This is a genomic window from Paraburkholderia graminis, from assembly GCF_003330785.1.
GTDB classification, from domain to species: Bacteria; Pseudomonadota; Gammaproteobacteria; order Burkholderiales; family Burkholderiaceae; genus Paraburkholderia; species Paraburkholderia graminis.
The window spans coordinates 3,575,698-3,597,002 of sequence record NZ_CP024934.1 but is presented as its reverse complement, the minus strand read 5'-3'; the positions used below and the strand labels follow the sequence as shown (position 1 = coordinate 3,597,002).

The window sequence follows — 21,305 nt, the reverse complement described above, 5'->3', positions numbered from 1 at the left end:
CCTAAGACGCTGGCTTCGCACCGCAAGCCCCCGCGATCAATAACGCCGCCGCTTTCGGCGCGGCGAGCACCGGCCCCGATCCCGCGCGATACGTCTGGCTCGCCGCGTACACGCCCTCGATCAGCAAAGCGAGCGCGTTCGCCAGCATCTCGGGATCGTCCGCGCCGGCGGCCGTCGCCAGTTCCGTCAGGCGCGCGAGCAGGCGCTCCTTGTTCCGAAACACGAACTGGCGGGCCGCGTGTTCGGTATCGGAAAACTCGACGGCGACGTTCACGAACGGACAGCCGCGATAATCTTCAAGCGACGCCCGCGCCGCGAGGTCGTCGAAATATTGCTGCAACTGCTTCGCCGGCTCGCCGGGATGTTTCGCGAAGCTCTTCTCCACGTAACCGAAGAATTGCGCGTCCTTGCGCTCGAGATAGGCCATCACGAGTTCGTCTTTCGACGAAAATTGGCGGTACAAACTCATCTTGTTCACGCCGGCCCGCTCGACAACCGCATCGACGCCGACCGCCCGCACGCCTTCGCGATAGAAGAGTTCGTCCGCGGCGCGCAGCAAATGCTGCTGCGCTTCGGGGCCGGTCGTCTGCGTTGCGCGCACGCGCCGTGAGGCGGGCACAGTCGCAGCGCGCGAACCGGCTCGTTTGGAGGTATGGCTTTCAGACATGGACGGCCCCTTGATTCAATCGACGCCTTGACATGTTACCGACCGGTAACTAAGATCGCAACACTGATTGTGACTGATCTGTCACAAGTCCCTTACGGAAACCGTAATAGTACGAACACGAACCGTGCGGGCAACTCGAATCCGCGCGATAGGAGAGCCGATGAACTGGGCAGCAAGACTGATAGGCAGGCGTTTTCACTACGGCTGGTTGACGGTCGCGGTGGTGTTTCTGGTGTTGCTCGCGGCCGCCGGCACGCGCGCCACGCCGAGCGTGATGATGGTGCCGCTCGAGCATCAGTTCGGCTGGAGCCGCGCGACGATTTCGCTCGCGATCTCGGTCAACATCGCGCTCTACGGGTTGATGGGGCCGTTCGCGGCGGCGGCCATGCAGCGCTTCGGCGTGCGTCCCACGCTGCTGATCGCGCTCGGCACGATGGCGGCGGGCGTCGCGCTGTCCTCGCTGATGACCCAGCCGTGGCAGATGATCCTCGTCTGGGGCGTGATGGTCGGCGGCTCGACGGGTGTGGCGGCGCTGTCGTTGTCGGCGACTGTGGTGACGCGCTGGTTCACCACGCACCGCGGGCTCGTGATGGGTATTCTCACGGCGAGTTCGGCGACCGGCCAACTCGTGTTCCTGCCGATGCTCGCGGCCATCGCCGAGCATTACGGCTGGCGCCAGGTCGTGTGGGTCGTCGCGGCGGCTGCGGCGATCGTGCTGCCGCTCGTCGCCTTTTTGCTGCCGGAGCGTCCGTCGGATGTCGCGCTGCGTCCCTACGGCGAGCCGCATGACGCACCCGCGGCCGCTACGGCCACGAAGCAGAATCCGCTCGCGATCGCGTTCGGCACGCTTGCCATGGCGAGCAAGACGCGCGATTTCTGGCTGCTGTTCTTCAGCTTCTTCATTTGCGGCGCAAGCACGAACGGCTATGTCGGCACTCACCTGATCGCGATGTGCGGCGATTACGGGATGACCGAAGTGCAGGGCGCGTCGCTGCTGGCCGCGATGGGCATCTTCGATCTGTTCGGCACGACGCTCTCCGGCTGGCTGTCCGACCGCTTCAATAGCCGTGTGCTGCTGTTCTGGTATTACGGGCTGCGCGGCTTGTCGCTGATGTATCTGCCGCACGCCTTTGGCATCGACTTTTTCGGTTTGCCGCTTTTCGCCGTGTTCTACGGGCTCGACTGGATCGCGACCGTGCCGCCGACCGTGCGTCTCGCCACGGACGTCTACGGCAAGGAGGCGGCGCCTGTGGTGTTCGGCTGGGTTGTGGCCGGGCATCAGCTCGGCGCGGCGTTCGCGGCGCTCGGCGCGGGCATGCTGCGCGCGAGCCTCGGCACATACACGGTGGCGTCGATGATTTCGGGCGGTTTGTGTCTCGTGGCCGCGGTCATCGTGTTGCGGATCAACCGGCCCGCCAAGGCGCCGGAGCCGCAGCCGATCTGACGCCACACATGGAGTAACGCGGGCGGCGCTGCGGCGCACCCGCGTCTTGCCATCTGAGCAAAAAGAACCGTACGCATTGGGCAGCGCGCGTGTCGAACCTTGGGTATGCTATGTGGCCTCGGGCAGCCGCCCGCGATCATGAATTTCTATTGAGAGAAGCGCATGACCCACAAACCCGCCCCTACCGAAGTTGCCATTCACGAGTTGATTGCCGGTCGCTGGAGCCCGCGCGCGTATTCGAGCGAACCGGTGAGCCGCGACAATCTGCGCGCAGTGCTCGAAGCGGCTCGCTGGGCGCCTTCGTCGTATAACGCGCAGCCCTGGCGTTTTCTGGTGTTCGACCGCAGCGCCGACGAAGTGGCGTTCAAGCAGGCGTTCGCCACGCTGGTGCCGTTCAACCAGGGCTGGAACGCGCCCGCGCCCGTGCTGATCGCCGTGACCGCGCAAACGCGCACCGCCAAGGGCGAAGTGAATCGCTGCGCGCAATATGACGCCGGCGCAGCCGCGATGGCGCTCGTGCTGCAGGCGCATGCGCTCGGCCTCGCCGCGCATCAGATGAGCGGCTTCGACCAGAACGCGTTCCGCACCGCTTTCGATCTGCCGAACGACGTCGAACCGATTGCGATGATTTCGCTTGGCCATTACGGCGAGGTCGACAAGCTCGACCCGGTTCTGCGCGAACGCGAGAAGTCGGTGCGCCAGCGTTTGCCGCTTGCGGAAATCGCCTACAGCGGCGGCTGGAAGAAGCCGTTCTGAGCTAGCTTACGTTGCTGGATACGTCGGGAAGAAACGCGCGGCGCCGACCGCGCGTTTTTTTATCGGCTGCGTAAAAGCGACTTCGTTAAGCCGCCTCGTCATCGCTCACGCTCGAAAGCGGCGTGGCCACATGCTCGAGAGACTTGCGCTCGGCATCCACGCCCCAGATCGCCGCGATCACGGCGGCCGCGAGCATCAGCGCGGAGCCGACCAGATAACCCGAGAACACCTCGCTGCGCTGATGCGTGTCGATCAGCCGTCCGAAGAAAGCCGGGCCGGCGATCCCGCCGAGCGCCGTGCCGAACGCGTAAAACACGGCGATGGCGAGCGCGCGGATCTCCAGCGGAAACGATTCGCTCACGGTGAGATAAGCCGAACTCGCCGCAGCCGACGCGAAGAAGAAAATCACCATCCACGAGGCGGTCTGCGTGACGACCGTCAGCACATGCTGCTGGAACAGGTAGCCGCTTACCGTCAGCAAAATCGCCGAAATGCCGTAGGTCGACGCAATCATCTTGCGCCGCCCGATCACGTCGAACAGCCGGCCGAGCATCAGCGGCCCGAGAAAATTGCCGAGCGCGAAGGGCAGCAGATACCAGCCGATATGGTCGCCCGGCACGCCGTAGAAGTCCGTCAGCACCAGCGCGTAGGTGAAAAAAATGGCGTTGTAGAAGAACGCCTGCGCGGTCATCAGCGAAAGGCCGACCAGCGCGCGCCGTCGATGCAGATTGAAAAGCGTGTGGAACACCTCGCGCAGCGGCGTGTGGCCGCGCGCACGCAGACGCAGGCGCGTGAGGCCGTCGGCGGCCAGCGCGTGACCTTCGCTGCGAAAACGCGTTTCGATTCCTTCGACGATCGCGCGCGCGTCGCGCTCGTGCCCGTGCGTGAGCAGCCAGCGCGGGCTTTCGGGCACCCAGATGCGCATCGGCAAGATGGTTAATGCGAGCACGGCGCCGATCAGAAAGCACGCGCGCCAGCCCCAGTCGCCCGGCAGCAGGTTCGGATCGAGCAGGATCAGCGAACCGGCGGCGCCGAGACCCGCGCCGACCCAGAACGTGCCGTTGATGGCGAGATCGATCCAGCCGCGCACGCGAGGCGGCGTGAACTCCTGAATCGTCGAATTGATCGCGGTGTATTCGCCGCCGATGCCCGCGCCCGTCAGAAAGCGGAACAGCAGGAAACTGGCGAGATTCCACGACACGGCGGTCGCCGCAGTCGCCGTCAGATAGACCGCGAGCGTGATGAAGAAGAGCTTGCGCCGGCCCAGCCGGTCCGTGAGCCAGCCGAAGCCGAGTGCGCCGAGCACCGCGCCGGCAATGTAGGCGCTGCCGGCGAGCCCCACGTCCGCGTTGGTGAAATGCAGTGACGGGCTAGACTTCAACGCGCTCGCGACCGCTCCGGCGAGCGTCACTTCGAGTCCGTCGAGAAGCCACGTCACGCCCAGCGCGACGACGATCAACGTGTGAAAGCGCCCCCACGGCAGGCGGTCGAGCCGGGACGGCAAATCCGTTTCGATGATCCCGGCGGTTTTTCGCTGGACGTCGGCGGCAGGCGGCGCGCTCATTGCTGGTGGTCTCCTGAATCGTTGAAATGCGGCGGCTCGAACTGGCCTATGCAGCAACTTCTATTCCGCGCCTCCAGTGCACCATTGGGCACCTTCGCGCTTTTGGCAAGTTGATGCTGATCCGGCTTTCGTGATACAAAGCCGCTCCTACCTGTGCGCGCCAGCCGTGAGCGGCCATTCCTGCCATGAACTATTGCGCGATTGACTTCGGTACTTCCAACTCGGCCGTAGCCGTTCCTGACGGCGCGGCGCTCAGGCTCGCAGCCGTCGAAGGCGCTTATACGACGCTGCCTACGTCGGTGTTCTTCAATACCGACGAAGACACCCGCGAGTTCGGACGCGCGGCGCTCGCGGCGTACATCGACGGTTTCGACGGGCGGCTGATGCGCTCGATGAAAAGCATCCTCGGCTCGCCGCTTGCCGACCATTCGACCGATCTCGGCGACGGCACGGCGATCAAGTACACCGATATCATCGCGATCTTCCTCGACCATCTGAAGCGCTCGGCGGAGAAAGCCACAGGCGCGCCGATCGAGCGCGCGGTGCTGGGCCGCCCGGTGTTCTTCGTCGACGACGATCCGCGCGCCGATCAGATGGCGCAAAAGCAGCTCGAAGCGGCGGCACGCGCGGTGGGCCTGCGGGACATTCACTTCCAGTATGAGCCGATCGCGGCCGCATTCGACTACGAATCGCGCCTCACGCAGGAAGGGCTCGTGCTGGTGGCCGACATCGGCGGCGGTACGTCGGACTTTTCGCTGGTGCGCGTCGGACCGGAGCGGATGAACCGCGTCGAGCGCAAGAACGACGTGCTGGCCCATCACGGCGTGCACGTCGCGGGCACGGACTTCGATCGCCGCGTCGAACTGGCGACGATTCTGCGCGAGCTCGGCTATCAGTCGCTCGACCCCGAAGGCCGCGAACTTCCGAACCGCGTCTATTTCGATCTGGCGACGTGGCACCTGATCAATACCGTTTATGCACCGAAGCGCGTCAGCGAACTGGCGCTCATGCGGCACCTGTTCACCGAAGTTAAACACCATGATCGCCTGATGCGCGTGGTGGAGCGGCGCCTCGGTCACGCTCTGGCCGCGCATGCGGAAGAGGCGAAGATCGGCGTCGCCGCGGGCGGCGAGACGGTGATCGATCTCGACGAAGTCGAAGACGATCTGCGCCTTGCATTCGACGAGGCGCAACTCATCGAAGCGGGAGAGGACGAAACGCGCCGCATCGTGGCGGCGGCGCGCGACACCGTGCAGACAGCCGGCGTGTCGATTCGCGACGTGAGCGCGATTTACTTCACGGGCGGCTCGACCGGCCTCGCGTTTCTGTCCGGCGCGTTGGCGGCGGCATTCCCCGATGCCGAAGCGGTATTCGGCGACCGTCTCGCGAGTGTCGCAACGGGACTCGGCATTCACGCGCGGCGCGTGTTCGCGTAACTGCGAACCGCCGCTTTATATTGCGAAGATAATCGCCGCGCGCGAACTCGGCGAATTGCCGGCGCAATAAAAAACCCCGCCGAGGCGGGGTTTTTTTGCGTCCAGAAGGAAGCAGCGTAGCGCTTACACCGGCTTGATGTTAGCTGCTTGCTTGCCCTTCGGGCCCGTCTTCACTTCAAACGTAACCTTTTGGTTTTCTTGCAGCGTCTTGAAGCCTTCCGTGCGGATTTCCGAGAAATGCGCGAACAGATCTTCGCCGCCGCCGTCCGGGGTGATGAAGCCAAAGCCCTTTGCGTCATTGAACCACTTGACGGTACCGGTTTCCATATTACTTGTTCCTAAAGATGGTGAATAAGGCCGAAGCCCGTTGAGTGCATGAAAATCAAGGAAGGGGGTAATGGGACCAACCGGAGTACCGTTGATGGGCGAACTACGAAAGACCAATTCACTCGCCGCTTGAAATCCTGCCCGAACGTTATACGGCGATTTCGAGAGAAGGTCAACACTCGGCGCCCAACTTTACAAAAATTCGCGATACCGCCCCGAAAAGTTGCTTACAAAGCTTGCGGAGTCGGCGGATTTTTTGCTAGGGAGAACCCTTAGTTTCACTGCAGGCGCCGGGTGCAACCGTTAAACTACGCGCCCGCGCCGGTTGCACCATTGGGATAACCGTCGCGCATACATGCGCGTCACCCGTTTTCTCGTCATAAGCGCGATTCATGGGGTGCCGACGTGGTTCTGAAACAGGAGAAGACGTGAAAAGTTCTATACAACGGAACATCGGGCCCTTCGCACTCATGCTGACCGGCCTGGGTTCGATCATCGGCTCGGGCTGGCTGTTCGGCGCGTGGAAGGCCGCGAAAATCGCGGGCCCGGCGTCGATCTGCGCGTGGATCATCGGCGCCGTCGTGATTCTCGCGATCGCGCTGACCTACGCCGAGCTGGGCGCGATGTTCCCGGAATCGGGCGGCATGGTGCGCTACGCGCGCTATTCGCACGGCGCGCTGGTGGGCTTCATCAGCGCGTGGGCCAACTGGATCGCCATTGTTTCGGTGATTCCGATCGAGGCCGAAGCATCCATTCAATACATGAGCACGTGGCCGTATCCGTGGGCGCATGCTTTATTCGTCGATGGCTCGTTGACTACGACCGGGCTGCTACTCTCGGCGGTCCTCGTAGTTATCTATTTCCTGCTGAACTACTGGGGCGTGAAGCTGTTCGCGCGCGCCAACTCGGCCATCACGATCTTCAAGTTTCTGATTCCGGGCGCGACCATCCTCGGACTGATGCTGACGGGCTTCCACAAGGAAAACTTCGGCGAAGTGAGCACGTTTGCGCCGTATGGCTGGTCGGCGGTGCTGACGGCGGTCGCGACAAGCGGCATCGTGTTCGCATTCAACGGTTTCCAAAGCCCGATCAACCTGGCGGGTGAAGCGCGCAATCCGGCCAAAAGCGTGCCGTTCGCAGTGATCGGCTCGATCCTGCTCGCGCTCGTCATCTACGTGTTGCTGCAGGTCGCGTATATCGGCGCCGTCAGCCCGACTGACGTGATGAAGGGCTGGAGCCACTTCAATTTCGCTTCGCCGTTCGCGGAACTGGCGATCGCGCTGAACCTGAACTGGCTCGCGATTCTGCTGTACGTCGACGCCTTCGTCAGCCCGAGCGGCACCGGCACGACCTACATGGCGACCACCACGCGCATGATCTACGCGATGGAGCGCAACAACACGATGCCGAAGATTTTCGGCAGCGTGCATCCGTTCTACGGCGTGCCGCGTCCGGCGATGTGGTTCAACCTGCTGGTCTCGTTCATCTTCCTGTTCTTTTTCCGCGGATGGAGCTCCCTCGCGGCGGTGATTTCGGTTGCGACCGTAATCTCGTACCTGACCGGCCCGATCAGCCTGATGGCGCTGCGCCGCGCAGCGACGGACCTCGAGCGCCCGCTGCACATCCCCGGCATGCAGGTGATCGCGCCGTTCGCGTTCGTATGCGCGTCGCTGATCCTGTACTGGGCAAAGTGGCCGCTGACGGGCGAAATCATTCTGCTGATGGTCGTCGCGCTGCCGGTGTACTTCTACTTCCAGGCGAAGTCGGGCTTCGGCGGCTGGGGCCGCGACCTGAAGGCGGCGTGGTGGCTGGTCGCTTATTTGCCGGTGATGGCGATCCTCTCGCTCATCGGCAGCAAGGAGTTCGGCGGTCGTGGCGTTCTGCCGTACGGCTGGGACATGCTGGTCGTGATCGCGTTCTCGCTCGTCTTCTATTACTGGGGCGTGAATAGCGGCTATCGCTCGGAGTATCTGGAAGAGCGTCAGACGCACGACGAAGTGCTCGAAGGAATGGGCGCGCACTGAGGTGCCGCGCTGCGCCGGGCGGTTGATGGTCCGGCTGCATGCTAAAAAAGCCCGTCTGAGTTTTTGCTCAGGCGGGCTTTTGTTTTTGCTTTTTGCTTTTGCCGCGGACGCCGCGAGTCGTTCTTTGTCGGGTCCGGCGCTCAGGCCGTGCCGAACACGTAGTTCGTCATGGCGAGCGAGCGCTGATAGGTGCCGAGCGATTGAATTGCCAGCGAGTAATCGTCGTCGGCGGCACCGAGCGCTGCGAAGACCGGCAGCAGATGCTCGTCGGTCGGGTGCATCAGCACCGCATGCGGCGCTTTGTGGCGATAGTCCAGCAACGCGTCGATGTCGCGCGCGGCGAGCCGTGCTTCGAACCAGTCGGTGAATTCGGCGACGCGCGGGTCGGCATCTTCCGGCCGCGCGGAAAAATCGGCGGCGCGCAGATTGTGCGTGATCTGGCCCGAGCCGATCACCATCACGCCGTCGTCCCTCAACGCGCGCAGCGCGCGGCCGACCCGAAAGTGATGCGCGGCGTCGAGGCGCGGTTGGATCGACAACTGCGCGACGGGCACGTCCGCATCCGGAAACATCAGCAGCATCGGCACCCATGCGCCGTGGTCGAGCCCGTGCGGCTCTTCGCCGGCGTGCATGCCGCTGTCGCGAAGCAGCGCGGCGGCGCGTCGCGCGAGATCGGCCGCGCCGGGCGCCGGATACTGGATCTCATATAACTGGCGCGGAAACCCGTAGAAATCGTGGATGGTTTCGGGCTTGGCGGCAGTGCTCGCCACCGGCTGCGCGGTGCCCCAATGCGCGGATAGCATCAACACGGACTCGGGACGCGGCAATTGCGCGCTCAGCGTCGCAAACTCGGCGGACGGCAGCGACGGATCGATCGGCAGCGTCGGCGCGCCGTGGGAAAGAAAAAGCGAAGGCAAGCGGTTCATGGCAGCGACGCGCTGTGAGGCGCGGACGAAGTTCGGTTGCTGTCAATATAGAGCCGCACCGTCGTTTGATAAACGGGTGAAAGCGGAATTGATTGTCTTGCGGTGGTTGGTAATCTCGGCGGACGGACGACCGATTACCCCTGGTCACCGCCTCGTAATCCGGCCCACGCCGGCGATAGCGCCGGTCCCAACGCAAACAGATCCAGCACGCGGGCAACCGTGTGATCGACCATGTCGTCAATCGTCGCTGGTTGGTTGTAAAACGCAGGCAAGGGCGGAAAGATCACGCCACCCATCTCCGTCACCGCCGTCATATTGCGCAGATGCGCGAGATTGAACGGCGTTTCGCGCACCAGCAGCACGAGCCGGCGGCGCTCCTTGAGGGTGACGTCGGCGGCGCGGGTGATCAGGTTGTCGGAGAAACCATGTGCGACGCTCGCGAGCGTTTTCATCGAACACGGCGCGACGACCATGCCGTCCGTCGCAAACGAACCGGACGCGATGCTCGCGCCCATGTCGCGCACCGAATGGACGACGTCCGCGAGCGGATGCACGTCTTCCTTCGACAACTGCAATTCGTGGCGGATATTGAGCCAGCCGGCGCTCGAAATCAGCAGATGACTTTCGACGCCGCCGAGCTTGCGCAACGTCTGAAGCAAGCGGATGCCGTATATGGCGCCGGTCGCGCCGGTGATGGCGACGATCAGCCGGCGTGGCGCCGCAGCGCGTGTTTCCATGACTGGCGGCGCCTCGTAGGAACAGCTTCGGACTGAACGATCAGGCCGCGGCGAACAGTTGCTGCAATTCGCCCGATTCGTACATTTCCATCATGATGTCCGAGCCGCCGACGAATTCGCCCTTCACATAAAGCTGCGGAATGGTCGGCCAGTTCGAGAACTGCTTGATGCCCTGGCGAACTTCGTCGTCTTCGAGGACGTTGACCGTCTTGAACTCGTTGACATTGCACGCCTTCAGGATCTGGATGGCGCGGCCGGAAAAGCCGCACATCGGGAACTGGGCGCTGCCCTTCATGAAGAGCACGACGTTGTTTTCGTCGACGATTTGCTTGATGCGTTGTTGCGTATCCATGACTGACCTTGCGGTTCCGAGTATGTGTAGGGAATAGGCTGAAATGATAGCGGATTTCGCCCGCACCGGCCGACGGCCGCTTTGTCCATCCGCGCGTTGCGGCTATTGCGGCGGCTTGCGTCAGCTAGCGTGCTGACGTATCAGCATGTCAGCGTGCTCAGCCGGCAAGCCGCCCGCCGCTGATTCGCTCGATGCCCGCAAGGTCGCGCTCCGATCTGACATCCACGAAGCCTTGCCCTGTCAGAAGTTCGCGGACGGCTTCGGCCTGATCGTAGCCGTGCTCCATCCACAGAACGCCGCGCGCGGCAAGACGCGCGGGCGCGCCGGCGACGATCGCGCGGATCGCGCTGAGGCCGTCGGCTTCGTCGGTGAGCGCGCCGCGCGGCTCGTAGCGCAAGTCGCCTTGCTCCAGATGCGGGTCGCCGCTCGCGATATACGGCGGGTTGCTCACGATCACGTCAAAGCGCAGCGCCGTATCCAGCGAGCCGTACCAGTCGCTTTGCGCGAACGTCACGGCGCCGCCTGGCCGTTTCGCATCCAGCAGACGCGCGGCGTTGCGCGCCGCGACCGCGAGCGCTTCCGCCGAACGGTCGAGCGCGGTCATTTGCGCGTCCGGGCGCATCGACGCGATCGCCAGTGCAATGGCGCCCGTGCCGGTGCCGAGATCGAGCACGCGCGGGCGCGGAAGATTTTCCATCGCCGTGAGCGCCGTTTCGACCAGCAATTCGGTCTCCGGACGCGGAATCAGCACATGCGGCGTCACCTCGAACTCAAGCCCGAAGAACTCGCGGACGCCGACCAGTTGCGCAATCGGTTCGCCGGCCACGCGCCGCGCCTGCAACGCGAGATAACGCTCGACGCACTCGCTGTCGAGCGCTTCGTCCGCGCGCGTGATCAACTGCGTATGGCGCCAGCCGAGCACATGCGTGAGCAAAATGCGCGCTTCGAGCGGCGGCAGCGGCGAGGCGCGCAACAACGCCGCGGGCGTGGCCGCCTGGTCGCGATTGGGCGGCGCGTTCGCGGTCATCGGCGCTTAATCCGCGTCGCCGAGCGAAGCAAGCAGCTCCGCCTGATGTTCGCTGACGAGCGCGCTGATCAGTTCGTCGAGATCGCCGTCCATGATTGCATCGAGGCGATACAGCGTCAGATTGATCCGATGATCTGTCAGACGCCCTTGCGGGAAGTTGTAGGTGCGAATCCGCTCCGAGCGATCGCCCGAGCCGATCAGACTCTTCCGCGTCGCCGCTTCTTTCGCCTGCTGCTCGTGCGACTGCTTGTCCTTGATGCGCGCCGCGAGCACCTTCAGCGCGCGGTCCTTGTTCTTGTGCTGCGAGCGGTCGTCCTGACATTCGACGACGATGCCCGTCGGCAAGTGCGTGACGCGCACGGCCGAATCCGTCTTGTTGATGTGCTGACCGCCCGCGCCCGACGCCCGGAACGTGTCGATGCGCAGATCGGCCGGATTGATTTCGACTTCGCCGATCTCGTCGGCTTCCGGCATGACCGCCACCGTGCACGCGGACGTGTGAATGCGGCCCTGCGTTTCGGTTGCCGGCACGCGCTGCACGCGATGGCCGCCGGACTCGAACTTCAGCTTCGAATATGCGGCTTCGCCCGCGATCCGCACGATCACTTCCTTATAGCCGCCCAGATCGGATTCGCTCGCCGACATCATCTCGACCTGCCAGCGGTTGCGCTCGGCGTAGCGCAAATACATGCGCAACAGGTCGCCTGCAAAAAGCGCGGACTCGTCGCCGCCGGTGCCGGCGCGAATTTCGAGGAAGATGTTGCGGTCGTCGTTCGGATCTTTCGGCAACAGCATCTTCTGCAGTTCGCCGCCGAGCTGTTCCATGCGCTCACGCGCCGCGCGAATTTCCTCTTCGGCGAATTCGCGCATGGAGATGTCCGTCAGCAGTTCCTGCGCGGTGGCGGCGTCGTGCATGGCCTGGCGCCACAGCGCGTATTGCTCGACGACGGGCCCAAGCTCGGCGTGTTCGCGCGTGAGCTTGCGATATTGATCGAGGTTCGAGGTGATGTCCTCGCGGCTTAACAGATCGTTCAGTTCGGCCAGCCGTGTCGTCAGCTGGTCGAGCTTGCGTTGCATGCTCGTTTTCATCGGGCGGGTATCGGAGCGGGCTCCGGAAGGACAGCAACCAGGAAAATGGGCGGATGCCCGGGACAGAAGCATGTGGCGGGCCACTGCGAGGCCACCGGCGGGTGGCGCGGACGAGGCGGTGCGCGCCGCTAACGTTCCGAGGAACCGGAGTGTTTGTAGAAGCCGCCCATCAATTCGATGAGCGTGTCGCGGTTTTCACCGCTAGCGCGGTTAAGCGCGTGAGTGGGACCGTGAATCAGCTTGTTGGTCAGCGCTTGCGAAAGCGCCTCGATCACCGCGGCAGGATCGTCGCCGCGCGCGAGCATTTTCTGCGCGCGTTCGACTTCGGCCCGGCGCAGCACGTCGGCTTGCGTATGCATGTGACGGATCACCGGCACGATGCTGCGCGCCTCGAGCCACTGCATGAAGTTCTGCACGCGCGTTTCGATGATCGCTTCGGCCTGTGCAACCGCGGCCTGGCGCGACGCATTGCCTTCGCGGACGATCGCGCCGAGGTCGTCGACGGTATACAGGAACACGTCTTCCAGCTTGCCGACTTCCGGTTCGATGTCGCGCGGAACCGCCAGATCGACCATGAAGATCGGCCGATGGCGGCGCGCCTTGACCGCGCGCTCGACCGCGCCCAGGCCGATGATCGGCAACGTGGAAGCCGTGCACGACACGATGATGTCGAACTCGTGCATGCGCGTCGGCAAGTCCGACAGCGGAATGGCCCGGCCGTTGAAGCGCTCCGCGAGCCGCGTGCCGCGCTCGGCCGTGCGGTTCGCGACCACGAGTTCACGGGGCTGCTGCGCGGCGAAGTGCGTCGCGCACAGCTCGATCATTTCGCCCGCGCCGATGAACAGCACGCGCTGGTTCGACACCTTGTCGAAAATACGTTGCGCGAGCCGCACGGCAGCGGCTGCCATCGAAACCGACTGCGCGCCGATCTCAGTCGTGCTGCGCACTTCTTTTGCGACGGCGAACGTGCGCTGGAACAACTGGTTCAGATAAGTGCCGAGCGCGCCTGCTTCGGACGCGGTGCGCACGGCGTCCTTCATTTGTCCGACGATTTGCGTTTCGCCGAGCACCATCGAATCGAGGCCCGAGGCGACGCGGAACGCGTGGCGCACGGCTTCCGACTGCGGCAGCGCGTAGACGTGCGGCGCGAGTTCCTCGATGGGCAGGTTGTGATACCGCGACAGCCATTGGATCGCGGCTTCGCGCGCGGCCTGGTCGTCGGTCGCGCAATAGAGTTCGGTGCGATTGCAGGTAGAGAGAATCGCCGCTTCAGGCGCCGAGCGGGCCGTGCCGCCGAGCCAGACGCTCTTGAAGGTGTCCAGTGCAGGCTTGATCTGTTCGAGCGGAAACGCCACGCGTTCGCGCAAGGCGACAGGCGCTGTGTGGTGATTGATTCCGATCGTTAAGAGCTGCATGCTGGGGAGCTATGGTTTAGCCCCATATTATAGCGTTTTCGCGATTCTTACTCGCTGCGCCTCGCACCCGCGCCGCTTATGCCAGCCATCAGGCCGGTGCGGCAGCGCCTTCCACGGAAAATGCGTCGAGCTGATAGCCGTAGCCGTACAGCGGCGCAAGCGAATAGCCATGCTCCGGGCGCAATTCGAGCTTGGACCGCACGCGCGACGCGTGCGTGTCGACGGTGCGCGACTTTACGTCGCGGCGCCGTGCCCACACGGTTTCCATGATGTGCGCGCGCGACACGGGCCGCGACAGATTGGTGAACAGCAGCAGCGCGAAGCGGAACTCCTTCGGCGTCAGCGTGACCACGCGGTTGCGGAACGTGACGGCGAAGTTGGCGGCGTCGAACGTATAGCCGCGAATCACGTCGTGCCGTCGATTGGGCGGCCGGCGCAAGCCTGCGCGCCGCAGCAGCGCGTCGACGCGCGCGAGCGTTTCGGGGCCGCGTACCGGCTTGGCGAGACAGTCGTCGGCGCCCGCGTGCAGCACGGCGACGATCTGGCTTTCGCGCGGCTCCGTCATCATCACGATGACCGGCAGGCTCGGCAGAAGGGCTCGGGCGCGCGCGATCACATCTTCGGCGGAATGGTCGCCGGTCCAGTTTTCGGTAATCAGCAGATCGAAGAATTGGTCCGCGGCTTGCGCGAGGAACGGGGCGCTCGTGGCGAAGTGCTGACACACGTGGCCGCCGGCGAACATGAGCCGGGTGACCAACTGGGCGTGCCGCGGGTCCGGCTCGATAAGGGCGATTCGCATGCGCGCAATCCACTTGACGACGGCCAGGAACCAGGCTTTTCCGTAAGGCCTCCAGCTTGCCTAACATCACCCCGACCCCTAAACTCAACCGCTGTGCGGAAAGCGCCGTGCTGATTTTTTGAGAAGAGACAAAAATGCTAGCTGTCGTTGTGCCTCGCGCCCATGAGACAAATCCGAAACTGCGCGAGTCCATCCGCTGATGGGCTGGGCTGGAATCGTCGTACTCGGAGCCGCAATCGGCTTCGCGGGCTGGTGGTTGCATCCGCTGCGCCGCTTGAACAACGCCGGCCGCTCCGGCGGCTCGAAAGGCGCCCGCCTATGGGTGGCGCTGCTGGCCGGCGTGCTGGGCGCGATCGTCGCGCGCATGGCCGGCAATGTGATCGGTCTTTTCCATGACGGCGAGATACTGGAATGGCCTGTGTGCACGGCCGTCGCCATGATCGCCGTCGCCGTGACGGTCGGCTTGCTTTCCCGTCGATGAATACTTGCAGGTGACCTCCATGAATGCCCGACTTCCCCAAACTTCTTCCATTCCCGAACGGCTCGCCGGCTTGCGCAGCGCGATGGCGCGCGAAGGCGTCGCCGCTTACCTCGTGCCGTCCGCGGACCCGCATTTGTCCGAATATCTGCCGGGGCGTTGGCAGGGCCGCGAGTGGCTGTCCGGCTTCACCGGCTCGGCGGGCACGCTGATCGTCACCGCCGACTTCGCGGGCGTCTGGACCGACAGCCGCTACTGGGAGCAGGCCAATGCGCAACTGGCCGGCAGCGGCGTTCAGCTCATGAAGATGACCGGTGGTCAGCAGACCGCGCCGCATTTCGAGTGGCTCGCTGAAAACGTGGCGCCGGGCGGCACCGTCGGCGTGGACGGCGCCGTGCTCGGCGTGGCGGCGGCGCGGGCTTTGACTCAAGCGCTCACGGCGCGCGGCGTGAAGCTGCGCACCGACGTCGATCTGTTCGACGGCATCTGGCCGCAGCGCCCGTCGCTGCCCGATGCGGCGGTGTTCGAACACGCCGAGCCGCATGCAAGCGTCGCGCGTTCGGAAAAGCTCGCACAGGTCCGTCGCGCAATGGCGGAAAAGGGCGCGCAGTGGCACTTCATTTCCACGCTCGACGACCTGGCGTGGCTCTTCAATCTGCGCGGCGCCGACGTCAGCTTCAACCCGGTTTTCGTCGCGCACGCGTTGATCGGCGAACACGGCGCGTCGCTTTTCGTCTCCGACGGCAAGGTGCCGCCCGCGCTCGCCGAAGCGCTCGCGCGCGACGGCGTCAATGTCGAGCCCTACGCGAAAGCGGCCGATGCGCTCGCCGCGCTGCCCGCCGGCAGCACCTTGTTGATCGACCCGCGCCGCATCACGTACGGCTCGCTGCAATCGGTGCCGTCGACGGTGAAGGTGGTCGAGGCGGTCAATCCGTCCACCTTCTTCAAGTCGCGCAAGACCGAAGCCGAGGCGAAGCACGTGCGCGAGACGATGGAGCAGGACGGCGCGGCGCTCGCCGAATTCTTCGCGTGGTTCGAAAGCGCGCTCGGCCGCGAGACGATCACCGAACTCACTATCGACGAACGTCTGACGGCCGCGCGCGCGCGTCGGCCGGGTTTCGTGTCGTTGAGCTTTGCGACCATTGCGGGCTTCAACGCGAACGGCGCGATGCCGCACTATCGCGCGACTCGGGAATCGCATTCGGTGATCGAGGGCAACGGCCTGTTGCTGATCGACTCCGGCGCGCAGTATCTGAGCGGAACGACCGACATCACGCGCGTGGTGCCGATCGGCACGATCAGCGACGCACAGCGGCGCGATTTCACGATCGTGCTGAAGGGCACCATGGCGCTGTCGCGCGCGAAGTTTCCGCGCGGCATCCGCTCGCCGATGCTCGACGCCATCGCGCGCGCGCCGATCTGGGAAGCCGGTGCCGACTACGGTCACGGCACGGGCCACGGTGTCGGCTATTTCCTGAACGTTCACGAAGGCCCGCAAGTAATCGCGCACTACGCGCCGGCCGAACCGTGGACGGCGATGGAAGAAGGCATGATCACGTCGATCGAACCGGGCGTCTACCGGCCAGGCAAGTGGGGTGTGCGGATCGAGAATCTGGTGCTGAACGTGCCCGCCGGTCAGACCGAATTCGGCGACTTCCTCGAGTTCGAGACGCTCACGCTGTGCCCGATCGACACGCGCTGCCTCGACTTGTCGCTGCTGCGCGACGACGAACGCGCGTGGCTCAACAGCTATCACGAGACGGTGCGCACGCGCCTCGCGCCGCATGTTTCCGGCGACGCGAAGACGTGGCTCGAACTGCGCACGCAGCCTGTCTGAGCAGCAACCGTATAACGACGCATAACGACGTTTAACGAAGCATAGCCACGGAGAGCGCATGGCCATCAAGGCAGTGGTGTTCGATTTCGGCGGCGTGCTGATCGACTGGAATCCCGAGTACCTGTATCGGCAACTGATTCCAGACGAAGCCGAGCGCCGCTGGTTTCTGACTCACGTGTGCTCGATGGATTGGGTGGTTCGCCAGGACGGCGGCCAGCCGATCGCCGAGGCAACGGCCGAACTCATCACGCGCTTCCCCGACCACGAAGCGCTGATCCGCGCGTTTTACGAGCGCTGGCACGAAATGGTGGCCGGCGTGCTGGACGACGGCGTCGCGATCATGGAAAAGCTCGAGGCCGCCGAGGTGCCGCTCTTCGGCCTGACGAACTGGTCGGCCGAGACCTTTCCTTATGCGTGGGAAAACTACCCGGTGCTGCGGCGCTTTCGCGACATCATCGTGTCGGGGCGGGTAGGTCTGGTGAAGCCCGATCCGGCCATCTTCGCGGCCATGCTAGAGCGGATTCACGCGCAAATGCCGGCCATCGAACCGTCCGAACTCGTCTTTATCGACGACAACCCGAAGAACGCCGCAGCCGCTACGGCGCTCGGCTGGTACGGCGTGCATCACGTCAGCGCCGCGCAGACCGAAGCGAGGCTGCGCGAACTGGGGTTGCCGGTTTGACTAGACGCGCGTGGCAAACGCAGAGCGCTTGGGCGCATCCGCTTGCGCGCCGTGTTCGCCACGCGGTTTGATCCGCTCACTGCCCCAGCAAATTCTTCAACGCATTTCCCAGGCCTTTTACCGTTTCGCCCGCGCCTTTCGCCACGCCTTCCACGCTGACGCCCAGCGCTTTCGCGAAGCCGGCGGCGATGCGCGTCGTCAGCCCTTCCTGCACCGAGAATTTCGGGTCGCGTAAATTGCCGTCGAGCACGAAGTGCAGCGTGATGTCGCCGTTGTGCGCCTTCAAAGCGGCAACCGCGGCCTTCGTCGGAATGGACATGAATGTGTCGAGCGGATTGCCGGTGTCCGCAAGTTGCAACTGATGAACCGTGATCGTGCCGGGCGCGTGCAACTGATAATTGCGCACCGACGACTCGATGCTCATGTCGATCGTGCCGCTTGTCACTTGCGCCTTCGCGCCGGCTTTCTTCACGAGATACGGATCGAGCATGACGACGTCGACGCCGCGCAGTGTGCTGGTCGTCTGCGAATCCTTGCTGGCGATTTTGATCCAGCCGCTGAACGTCACCGTGCCGGTGTGCGACGGCCCTTTGATCGAGCCTCTGACATTGACGTTGGTCGGCTCCGTGAGCGCGGGCAGACGAATGTTGTCGACGGTCGCGTTCGCGTCGCTCACCGTCACCTTGTAAGCGGGCGAGCCGACCGTCATGTCGTAGAAATGAAAGCGGCCCTGCTCGAAACTGATGTGATCGACCTGCTTGTCGCGCGGCATCGAACTCGCTGATGCGGCACCTGCGTCGTCGTTAGTGCTGTTGACCGATTGACGCAGATTCGGCAGCAGACGGATCGTGCCGTTTTGCGTGCGCAGCACCGCCATGTCGAAACCGCGCACCGTCACGCTGCGGATATGCATGCGGTGCTGGAGTAGATCGCGGATGTCCGGCGTCAGGATGATCTCGTCCGCTCTCAACGGATCGCCGGCGGGCCAGCCAGGCGGCGGCTTCAACAGAACGTTGCTGAGATGCACGGAGGTCAAGCCGACGTCGATGCTTTGCGCGCTGCCAAGCGGACCGAGCGCCGCGACCACGCGCGCTTTCACTTCGCGCTGCGCGTATTGCAGCAGGCCGAATGCAATAACGACGAGCACGACCAGCACGCTGCTCGCGGCAGCGATCCAGCGTTGGCTCTTCGACATTGCCATGCTTGTTCCCTCGTCACCGCAACGGTTTTGTTCCCGATAACGCGCGCCAGCCAATACAAGTCGCGCGGACGACATATAGCACGCGCAACGGAGCAATGCGTGTGCCGTGTCGCATGTCGCCGATGTCTGGCGTAGGTGAAGGGTATCGAAGGAGGGTAGGGAGTTGCTGCGAAGAACGGCTGAGCGTACGGCGCACGCTGACCGTTTGCAAAGCTGAGGGGATAACTGCGCCCGAACGCGGCCCACTCGTCTTCCGACGAGCAGACCGCTTTTCGCGCAGCTTCTGACGCGGTGAACCTTTAACGCCGTGTACCTTTAACGCCGCGTGAACCTTAACGCGTGATCGGCTTATACCGCAGACGCTTCGGACGCGCCGCTTCTTCACCCAGGCGTGCGCGCTTGTCCGCTTCATACTCCTGGTAATTACCGTCGAAGAACGTGATTTGCGAATCGCCTTCGAACGCGAGAATGTGCGTCGCGATCCGGTCGAGGAACCAGCGGTCGTGCGAAATCACCATCACCGAGCCGGCGAATTCGAGCAATGCGTCTTCGAGCGCGCGCAGCGTTTCGACGTCGAGATCGTTCGACGGTTCATCGAGCAGCAGCACATTGCCGCCCGCAATCAACGTCTTCGCGAGATGCAGACGGCCGCGCTCGCCGCCCGACAGATTGCCGACCGTCTTCTGCTGATCGCCGCCCTTGAAGTTGAAGCGGCCAATGTAGGCACGCGACGGCGTCTCGTACTTGCCGACCGTCAGCACATCGGCGCCGCCGGAAATCTCTTCGAACACAGTCTTCGTCGAATCGAGCGCGTCGCGGCTCTGGTCGACGTAAGCGAGCTTCACCGTCGGCCCCATGACGATCTCGCCCGAATCCGGTTGTTCGCGGCCAGTCAGCATGCGAAACAGCGTGGACTTACCCGCGCCGTTCGGACCGATGATGCCGACAATCGCGCCCGCCGGCACCTTGAAGCTCACGTTGTCGAGCAGCAGACGGTCGCCATACGACTTGCTGACGTTCTTGAACTCGATCACTTCATTGCCGAGGCGGTCGCCGACCGGAATGAAGATTTCCTGCGTTTCATTGCGCTTCTGATAGTCCTGGCTGTTCAGTTCCTCGAAGCGCGCAATACGCGCCTTCGACTTCGCCTGACGGCCCTTCGGATTCTGGCGCACCCATTCCAGTTCTTTCTTGATCGCCTTCTGACGCGCGGATTCCGACGCTTCTTCCTGCTTCAGGCGCTCTTCCTTCTGATCGAGCCAACTGCTGTAGTTGCCCTTCCACGGAATGCCGTGGCCGCGGTCGAGTTCGAGAATCCACTCGGCCGCGTTATCGAGGAAGTAGCGATCGTGCGTGACCGCGACGACGGTGCCCGGAAAGCGCGTGAGGAACTGTTCGAGCCAATCGACCGATTCCGCGTCGAGGTGGTTGGTCGGCTCGTCGAGCAGCAGCATGTCGGGCTTTTCGAGCAGCAGCTTGCACAGCGCGACGCGGCGCTTTTCGCCGCCCGACAGATGTTCGATTTTCGCGTCCCAGGCCGGCAGACGCAGCGCGTCGGCGGCGATCTCGATCTGCTGTTCGGCGCTGCCGCCGTCGGTGGTCGCGAGAATCGCTTCGTACTTCGCCTGCTCGGCGGCGAGCGCGTCGAAGTCCGCGTCCGGTTCCGCGTAGGCCGCGTAAATTTCATCGAGCTTCTTCTGCGCGTTGAACACGTCGCCGAGACCTTCTTCGACGGTTTCGCGCACCGTCTTGTTCGGATCGAGCTGCGGCTCCTGCGGCAGATAGCCGATGTTCAGATTCGGCATCGGCGTCGCTTCGCCTTCGATGTCCTTGTCCACACCGGCCATGATGCGGATCAGCGTCGACTTGCCCGAGCCGTTCAGGCCGAGCAGGCCGATCTTCGCGCCGGGGAAAAACGACAGCGAGATGTCTTTCAGGATTTGACGCTTGGGCGGCACGATCTTGCCAACCCGGTTCATGGTGAAGACGTATTGGGCCATTTGCTTGTGTGCTTGATAGACGTTGACGACGCCGGCCGCGTTCGGGCGGGCAGCCGTGGGTGGATCGGTAATCGGTGTGTGCCGGGGCGGCGTCGAACACGCTGTCAGCGCAACGACGCGAGCACGCCGGGTGCAAATCGCATTGTACTTCGGCAGGGGAGTGCGGGCGGTAGCGCGGCTTGCGGCTTGTGTCAGTTCGCGCGCAGCGGCGGTGAAATCACAGCCAGCTTGCTACGCCGCCGTGCCGCGAGCAGGTGCCGCTGTGGTGCCGGCTGAAGCTGTAGGTGCCGTCGCGGCAGCGGGCGGTCGCGCCGTCGGGCGCCTTGCCTGAGAGTGAGCGGGCCGGCGCGTGTACCGTGTTGCCGTCGCGATTCGTGTAGGTGTTGTGATTGCTGAGGTCGGCTTCGTCGGGCGTTGTGCCTGGCGCGACGTACGCGAATGCCGGCGAGATGCTCAACGATAGCGTCAGCAACAGCGCAACCGATGCGCCACGGGCGGTTCTAAGACCAATACCTTGCATGGCGTTAGAGATCGTTCTTGTAGT

Annotated in this window: 20 protein-coding genes; 7 read left to right on the top strand and 13 right to left on the bottom strand. The window is 63.8% G+C overall.

Annotated elements, in window-relative coordinates; genetic code table 11:
- Nucleotide 1 precedes the first annotated feature (1 nt).
- Nucleotides 2-667, bottom strand: a complete 666-nt coding sequence (locus CUJ91_RS16070) for a TetR/AcrR family transcriptional regulator (protein ID WP_107710951.1) — start codon at nt 665-667, stop codon at nt 2-4.
- Nucleotides 668-827: 160 nt separating this feature from the next.
- Between CUJ91_RS16070 and CUJ91_RS16065 the strand changes: the two genes are divergently transcribed.
- Both CUJ91_RS16065 and CUJ91_RS16060 read left to right on the top strand, forming a co-directional pair.
- Entirely contained in the window at nt 828-2,111 is a 1,284-nt protein-coding gene (locus CUJ91_RS16065; RefSeq protein WP_053858798.1) for an MFS transporter, read from the top strand.
- Nucleotides 2,112-2,273: 162 nt separating this feature from the next.
- Entirely contained in the window at nt 2,274-2,867 is a 594-nt protein-coding gene (locus CUJ91_RS16060) for a nitroreductase family protein (RefSeq protein WP_006052312.1), read from the top strand.
- 85 nt (nt 2,868-2,952) lie between these two features.
- On the opposite strand, the gene CUJ91_RS16055 is transcribed toward CUJ91_RS16060, so the two are convergent.
- Nucleotides 2,953-4,431, bottom strand: coding sequence for an MFS transporter (locus CUJ91_RS16055; RefSeq protein WP_006052313.1), 1,479 nt, complete (start codon nt 4,429-4,431; stop codon nt 2,953-2,955).
- A gap of 185 nt (nt 4,432-4,616) precedes the next feature.
- Here CUJ91_RS16055 and CUJ91_RS16050 point away from each other — a divergent pair, with 185 nt between their 5' ends.
- A complete protein-coding gene (locus CUJ91_RS16050) occupies nt 4,617-5,867 on the top strand; it encodes an Hsp70 family protein (protein ID WP_107710952.1) in 1,251 nt (416 codons plus the stop codon).
- A gap of 123 nt (nt 5,868-5,990) precedes the next feature.
- Here CUJ91_RS16050 and CUJ91_RS16045 read toward each other — a convergent pair whose 3' ends face one another.
- Nucleotides 5,991-6,194 (bottom strand): cold-shock protein, encoded by a 204-nt coding sequence (locus CUJ91_RS16045; RefSeq protein ID WP_007180251.1) that lies wholly within the window; start codon nt 6,192-6,194, stop codon nt 5,991-5,993.
- Between the two features lie 428 nt (nt 6,195-6,622).
- Here CUJ91_RS16045 and CUJ91_RS16040 point away from each other — a divergent pair, with 428 nt between their 5' ends.
- A complete protein-coding gene (locus CUJ91_RS16040) occupies nt 6,623-8,218 on the top strand; it encodes an APC family permease (RefSeq protein ID WP_006052754.1) in 1,596 nt (531 codons plus the stop codon).
- 140 nt (nt 8,219-8,358) lie between these two features.
- On the opposite strand, the gene CUJ91_RS16035 is transcribed toward CUJ91_RS16040, so the two are convergent.
- The 7 genes from CUJ91_RS16035 to CUJ91_RS16005 all read right to left on the bottom strand — a co-directional run bounded on the left by CUJ91_RS16035 (nt 8,359) and on the right by CUJ91_RS16005 (nt 14,563).
- A complete protein-coding gene (locus tag CUJ91_RS16035) occupies nt 8,359-9,144 on the bottom strand; it encodes a DODA-type extradiol aromatic ring-opening family dioxygenase (RefSeq protein ID WP_029971295.1) in 786 nt (261 codons plus the stop codon).
- 134 nt (nt 9,145-9,278) lie between these two features.
- Nucleotides 9,279-9,881 carry a UbiX family flavin prenyltransferase gene (locus CUJ91_RS16030; RefSeq protein WP_107710953.1) on the bottom strand — a complete coding sequence of 201 codons (603 nt, stop codon included), beginning with the start codon at nt 9,879-9,881 and terminating at the stop codon, nt 9,279-9,281.
- A gap of 40 nt (nt 9,882-9,921) precedes the next feature.
- Nucleotides 9,922-10,233: a Grx4 family monothiol glutaredoxin gene (grxD, locus tag CUJ91_RS16025; protein ID WP_006052757.1), complete on the bottom strand. Its 312-nt coding sequence runs from the start codon at nt 10,231-10,233 to the stop codon at nt 9,922-9,924.
- Between the two features lie 157 nt (nt 10,234-10,390).
- Nucleotides 10,391-11,260 (bottom strand): peptide chain release factor N(5)-glutamine methyltransferase, encoded by an 870-nt coding sequence (gene prmC, locus CUJ91_RS16020; protein ID WP_114156511.1) that lies wholly within the window; start codon nt 11,258-11,260, stop codon nt 10,391-10,393.
- A gap of 6 nt (nt 11,261-11,266) precedes the next feature.
- The gene (prfA, locus tag CUJ91_RS16015; protein ID WP_006052759.1) at nt 11,267-12,349 is read right to left on the bottom strand and encodes a peptide chain release factor 1; all 1,083 of its coding nucleotides are present in this window, start codon (nt 12,347-12,349) and stop codon (nt 11,267-11,269) included.
- Between the two features lie 128 nt (nt 12,350-12,477).
- A complete protein-coding gene (gene hemA, locus CUJ91_RS16010) occupies nt 12,478-13,764 on the bottom strand; it encodes a glutamyl-tRNA reductase (protein WP_006052760.1) in 1,287 nt (428 codons plus the stop codon).
- An 88-nt stretch (nt 13,765-13,852) separates the two neighbouring features.
- Complete coding sequence (locus CUJ91_RS16005) at nt 13,853-14,563, bottom strand: response regulator transcription factor (protein WP_107710955.1); 711 nt, start codon at nt 14,561-14,563, stop codon at nt 13,853-13,855.
- Between the two features lie 199 nt (nt 14,564-14,762).
- On the opposite strand from CUJ91_RS16005, the gene CUJ91_RS16000 reads away from it, so the two are divergent.
- Genes CUJ91_RS16000 through CUJ91_RS15990 form a run of 3 tightly spaced genes read left to right on the top strand, consistent with a single transcriptional unit; the run spans nt 14,763 to nt 17,560 of the window.
- Nucleotides 14,763-15,044 (top strand): hypothetical protein, encoded by a 282-nt coding sequence (locus CUJ91_RS16000; RefSeq protein ID WP_107710956.1) that lies wholly within the window; start codon nt 14,763-14,765, stop codon nt 15,042-15,044.
- A 19-nt stretch (nt 15,045-15,063) separates the two neighbouring features.
- Nucleotides 15,064-16,878, top strand: coding sequence for an aminopeptidase P family protein (locus tag CUJ91_RS15995; protein ID WP_107710957.1), 1,815 nt, complete (start codon nt 15,064-15,066; stop codon nt 16,876-16,878).
- Nucleotides 16,879-16,936: 58 nt separating this feature from the next.
- Nucleotides 16,937-17,560 (top strand): HAD family hydrolase, encoded by a 624-nt coding sequence (locus tag CUJ91_RS15990; protein WP_107710958.1) that lies wholly within the window; start codon nt 16,937-16,939, stop codon nt 17,558-17,560.
- A 76-nt stretch (nt 17,561-17,636) separates the two neighbouring features.
- On the opposite strand, the gene CUJ91_RS15985 is transcribed toward CUJ91_RS15990, so the two are convergent.
- From CUJ91_RS15985 to CUJ91_RS15975, 3 genes are all read right to left on the bottom strand, one after another.
- Entirely contained in the window at nt 17,637-18,761 is a 1,125-nt protein-coding gene (locus CUJ91_RS15985; protein WP_029971301.1) for a DUF748 domain-containing protein, read from the bottom strand.
- Nucleotides 18,762-19,093: 332 nt separating this feature from the next.
- Complete coding sequence (gene ettA / locus CUJ91_RS15980) at nt 19,094-20,761, bottom strand: energy-dependent translational throttle protein EttA (RefSeq protein WP_006052766.1); 1,668 nt, start codon at nt 20,759-20,761, stop codon at nt 19,094-19,096.
- Nucleotides 20,762-20,978: 217 nt separating this feature from the next.
- The gene (locus CUJ91_RS15975; protein WP_006052767.1) at nt 20,979-21,281 is read right to left on the bottom strand and encodes a DUF3761 domain-containing protein; all 303 of its coding nucleotides are present in this window, start codon (nt 21,279-21,281) and stop codon (nt 20,979-20,981) included.
- Between the last annotated feature and the right edge of the window lie 24 nt (nt 21,282-21,305).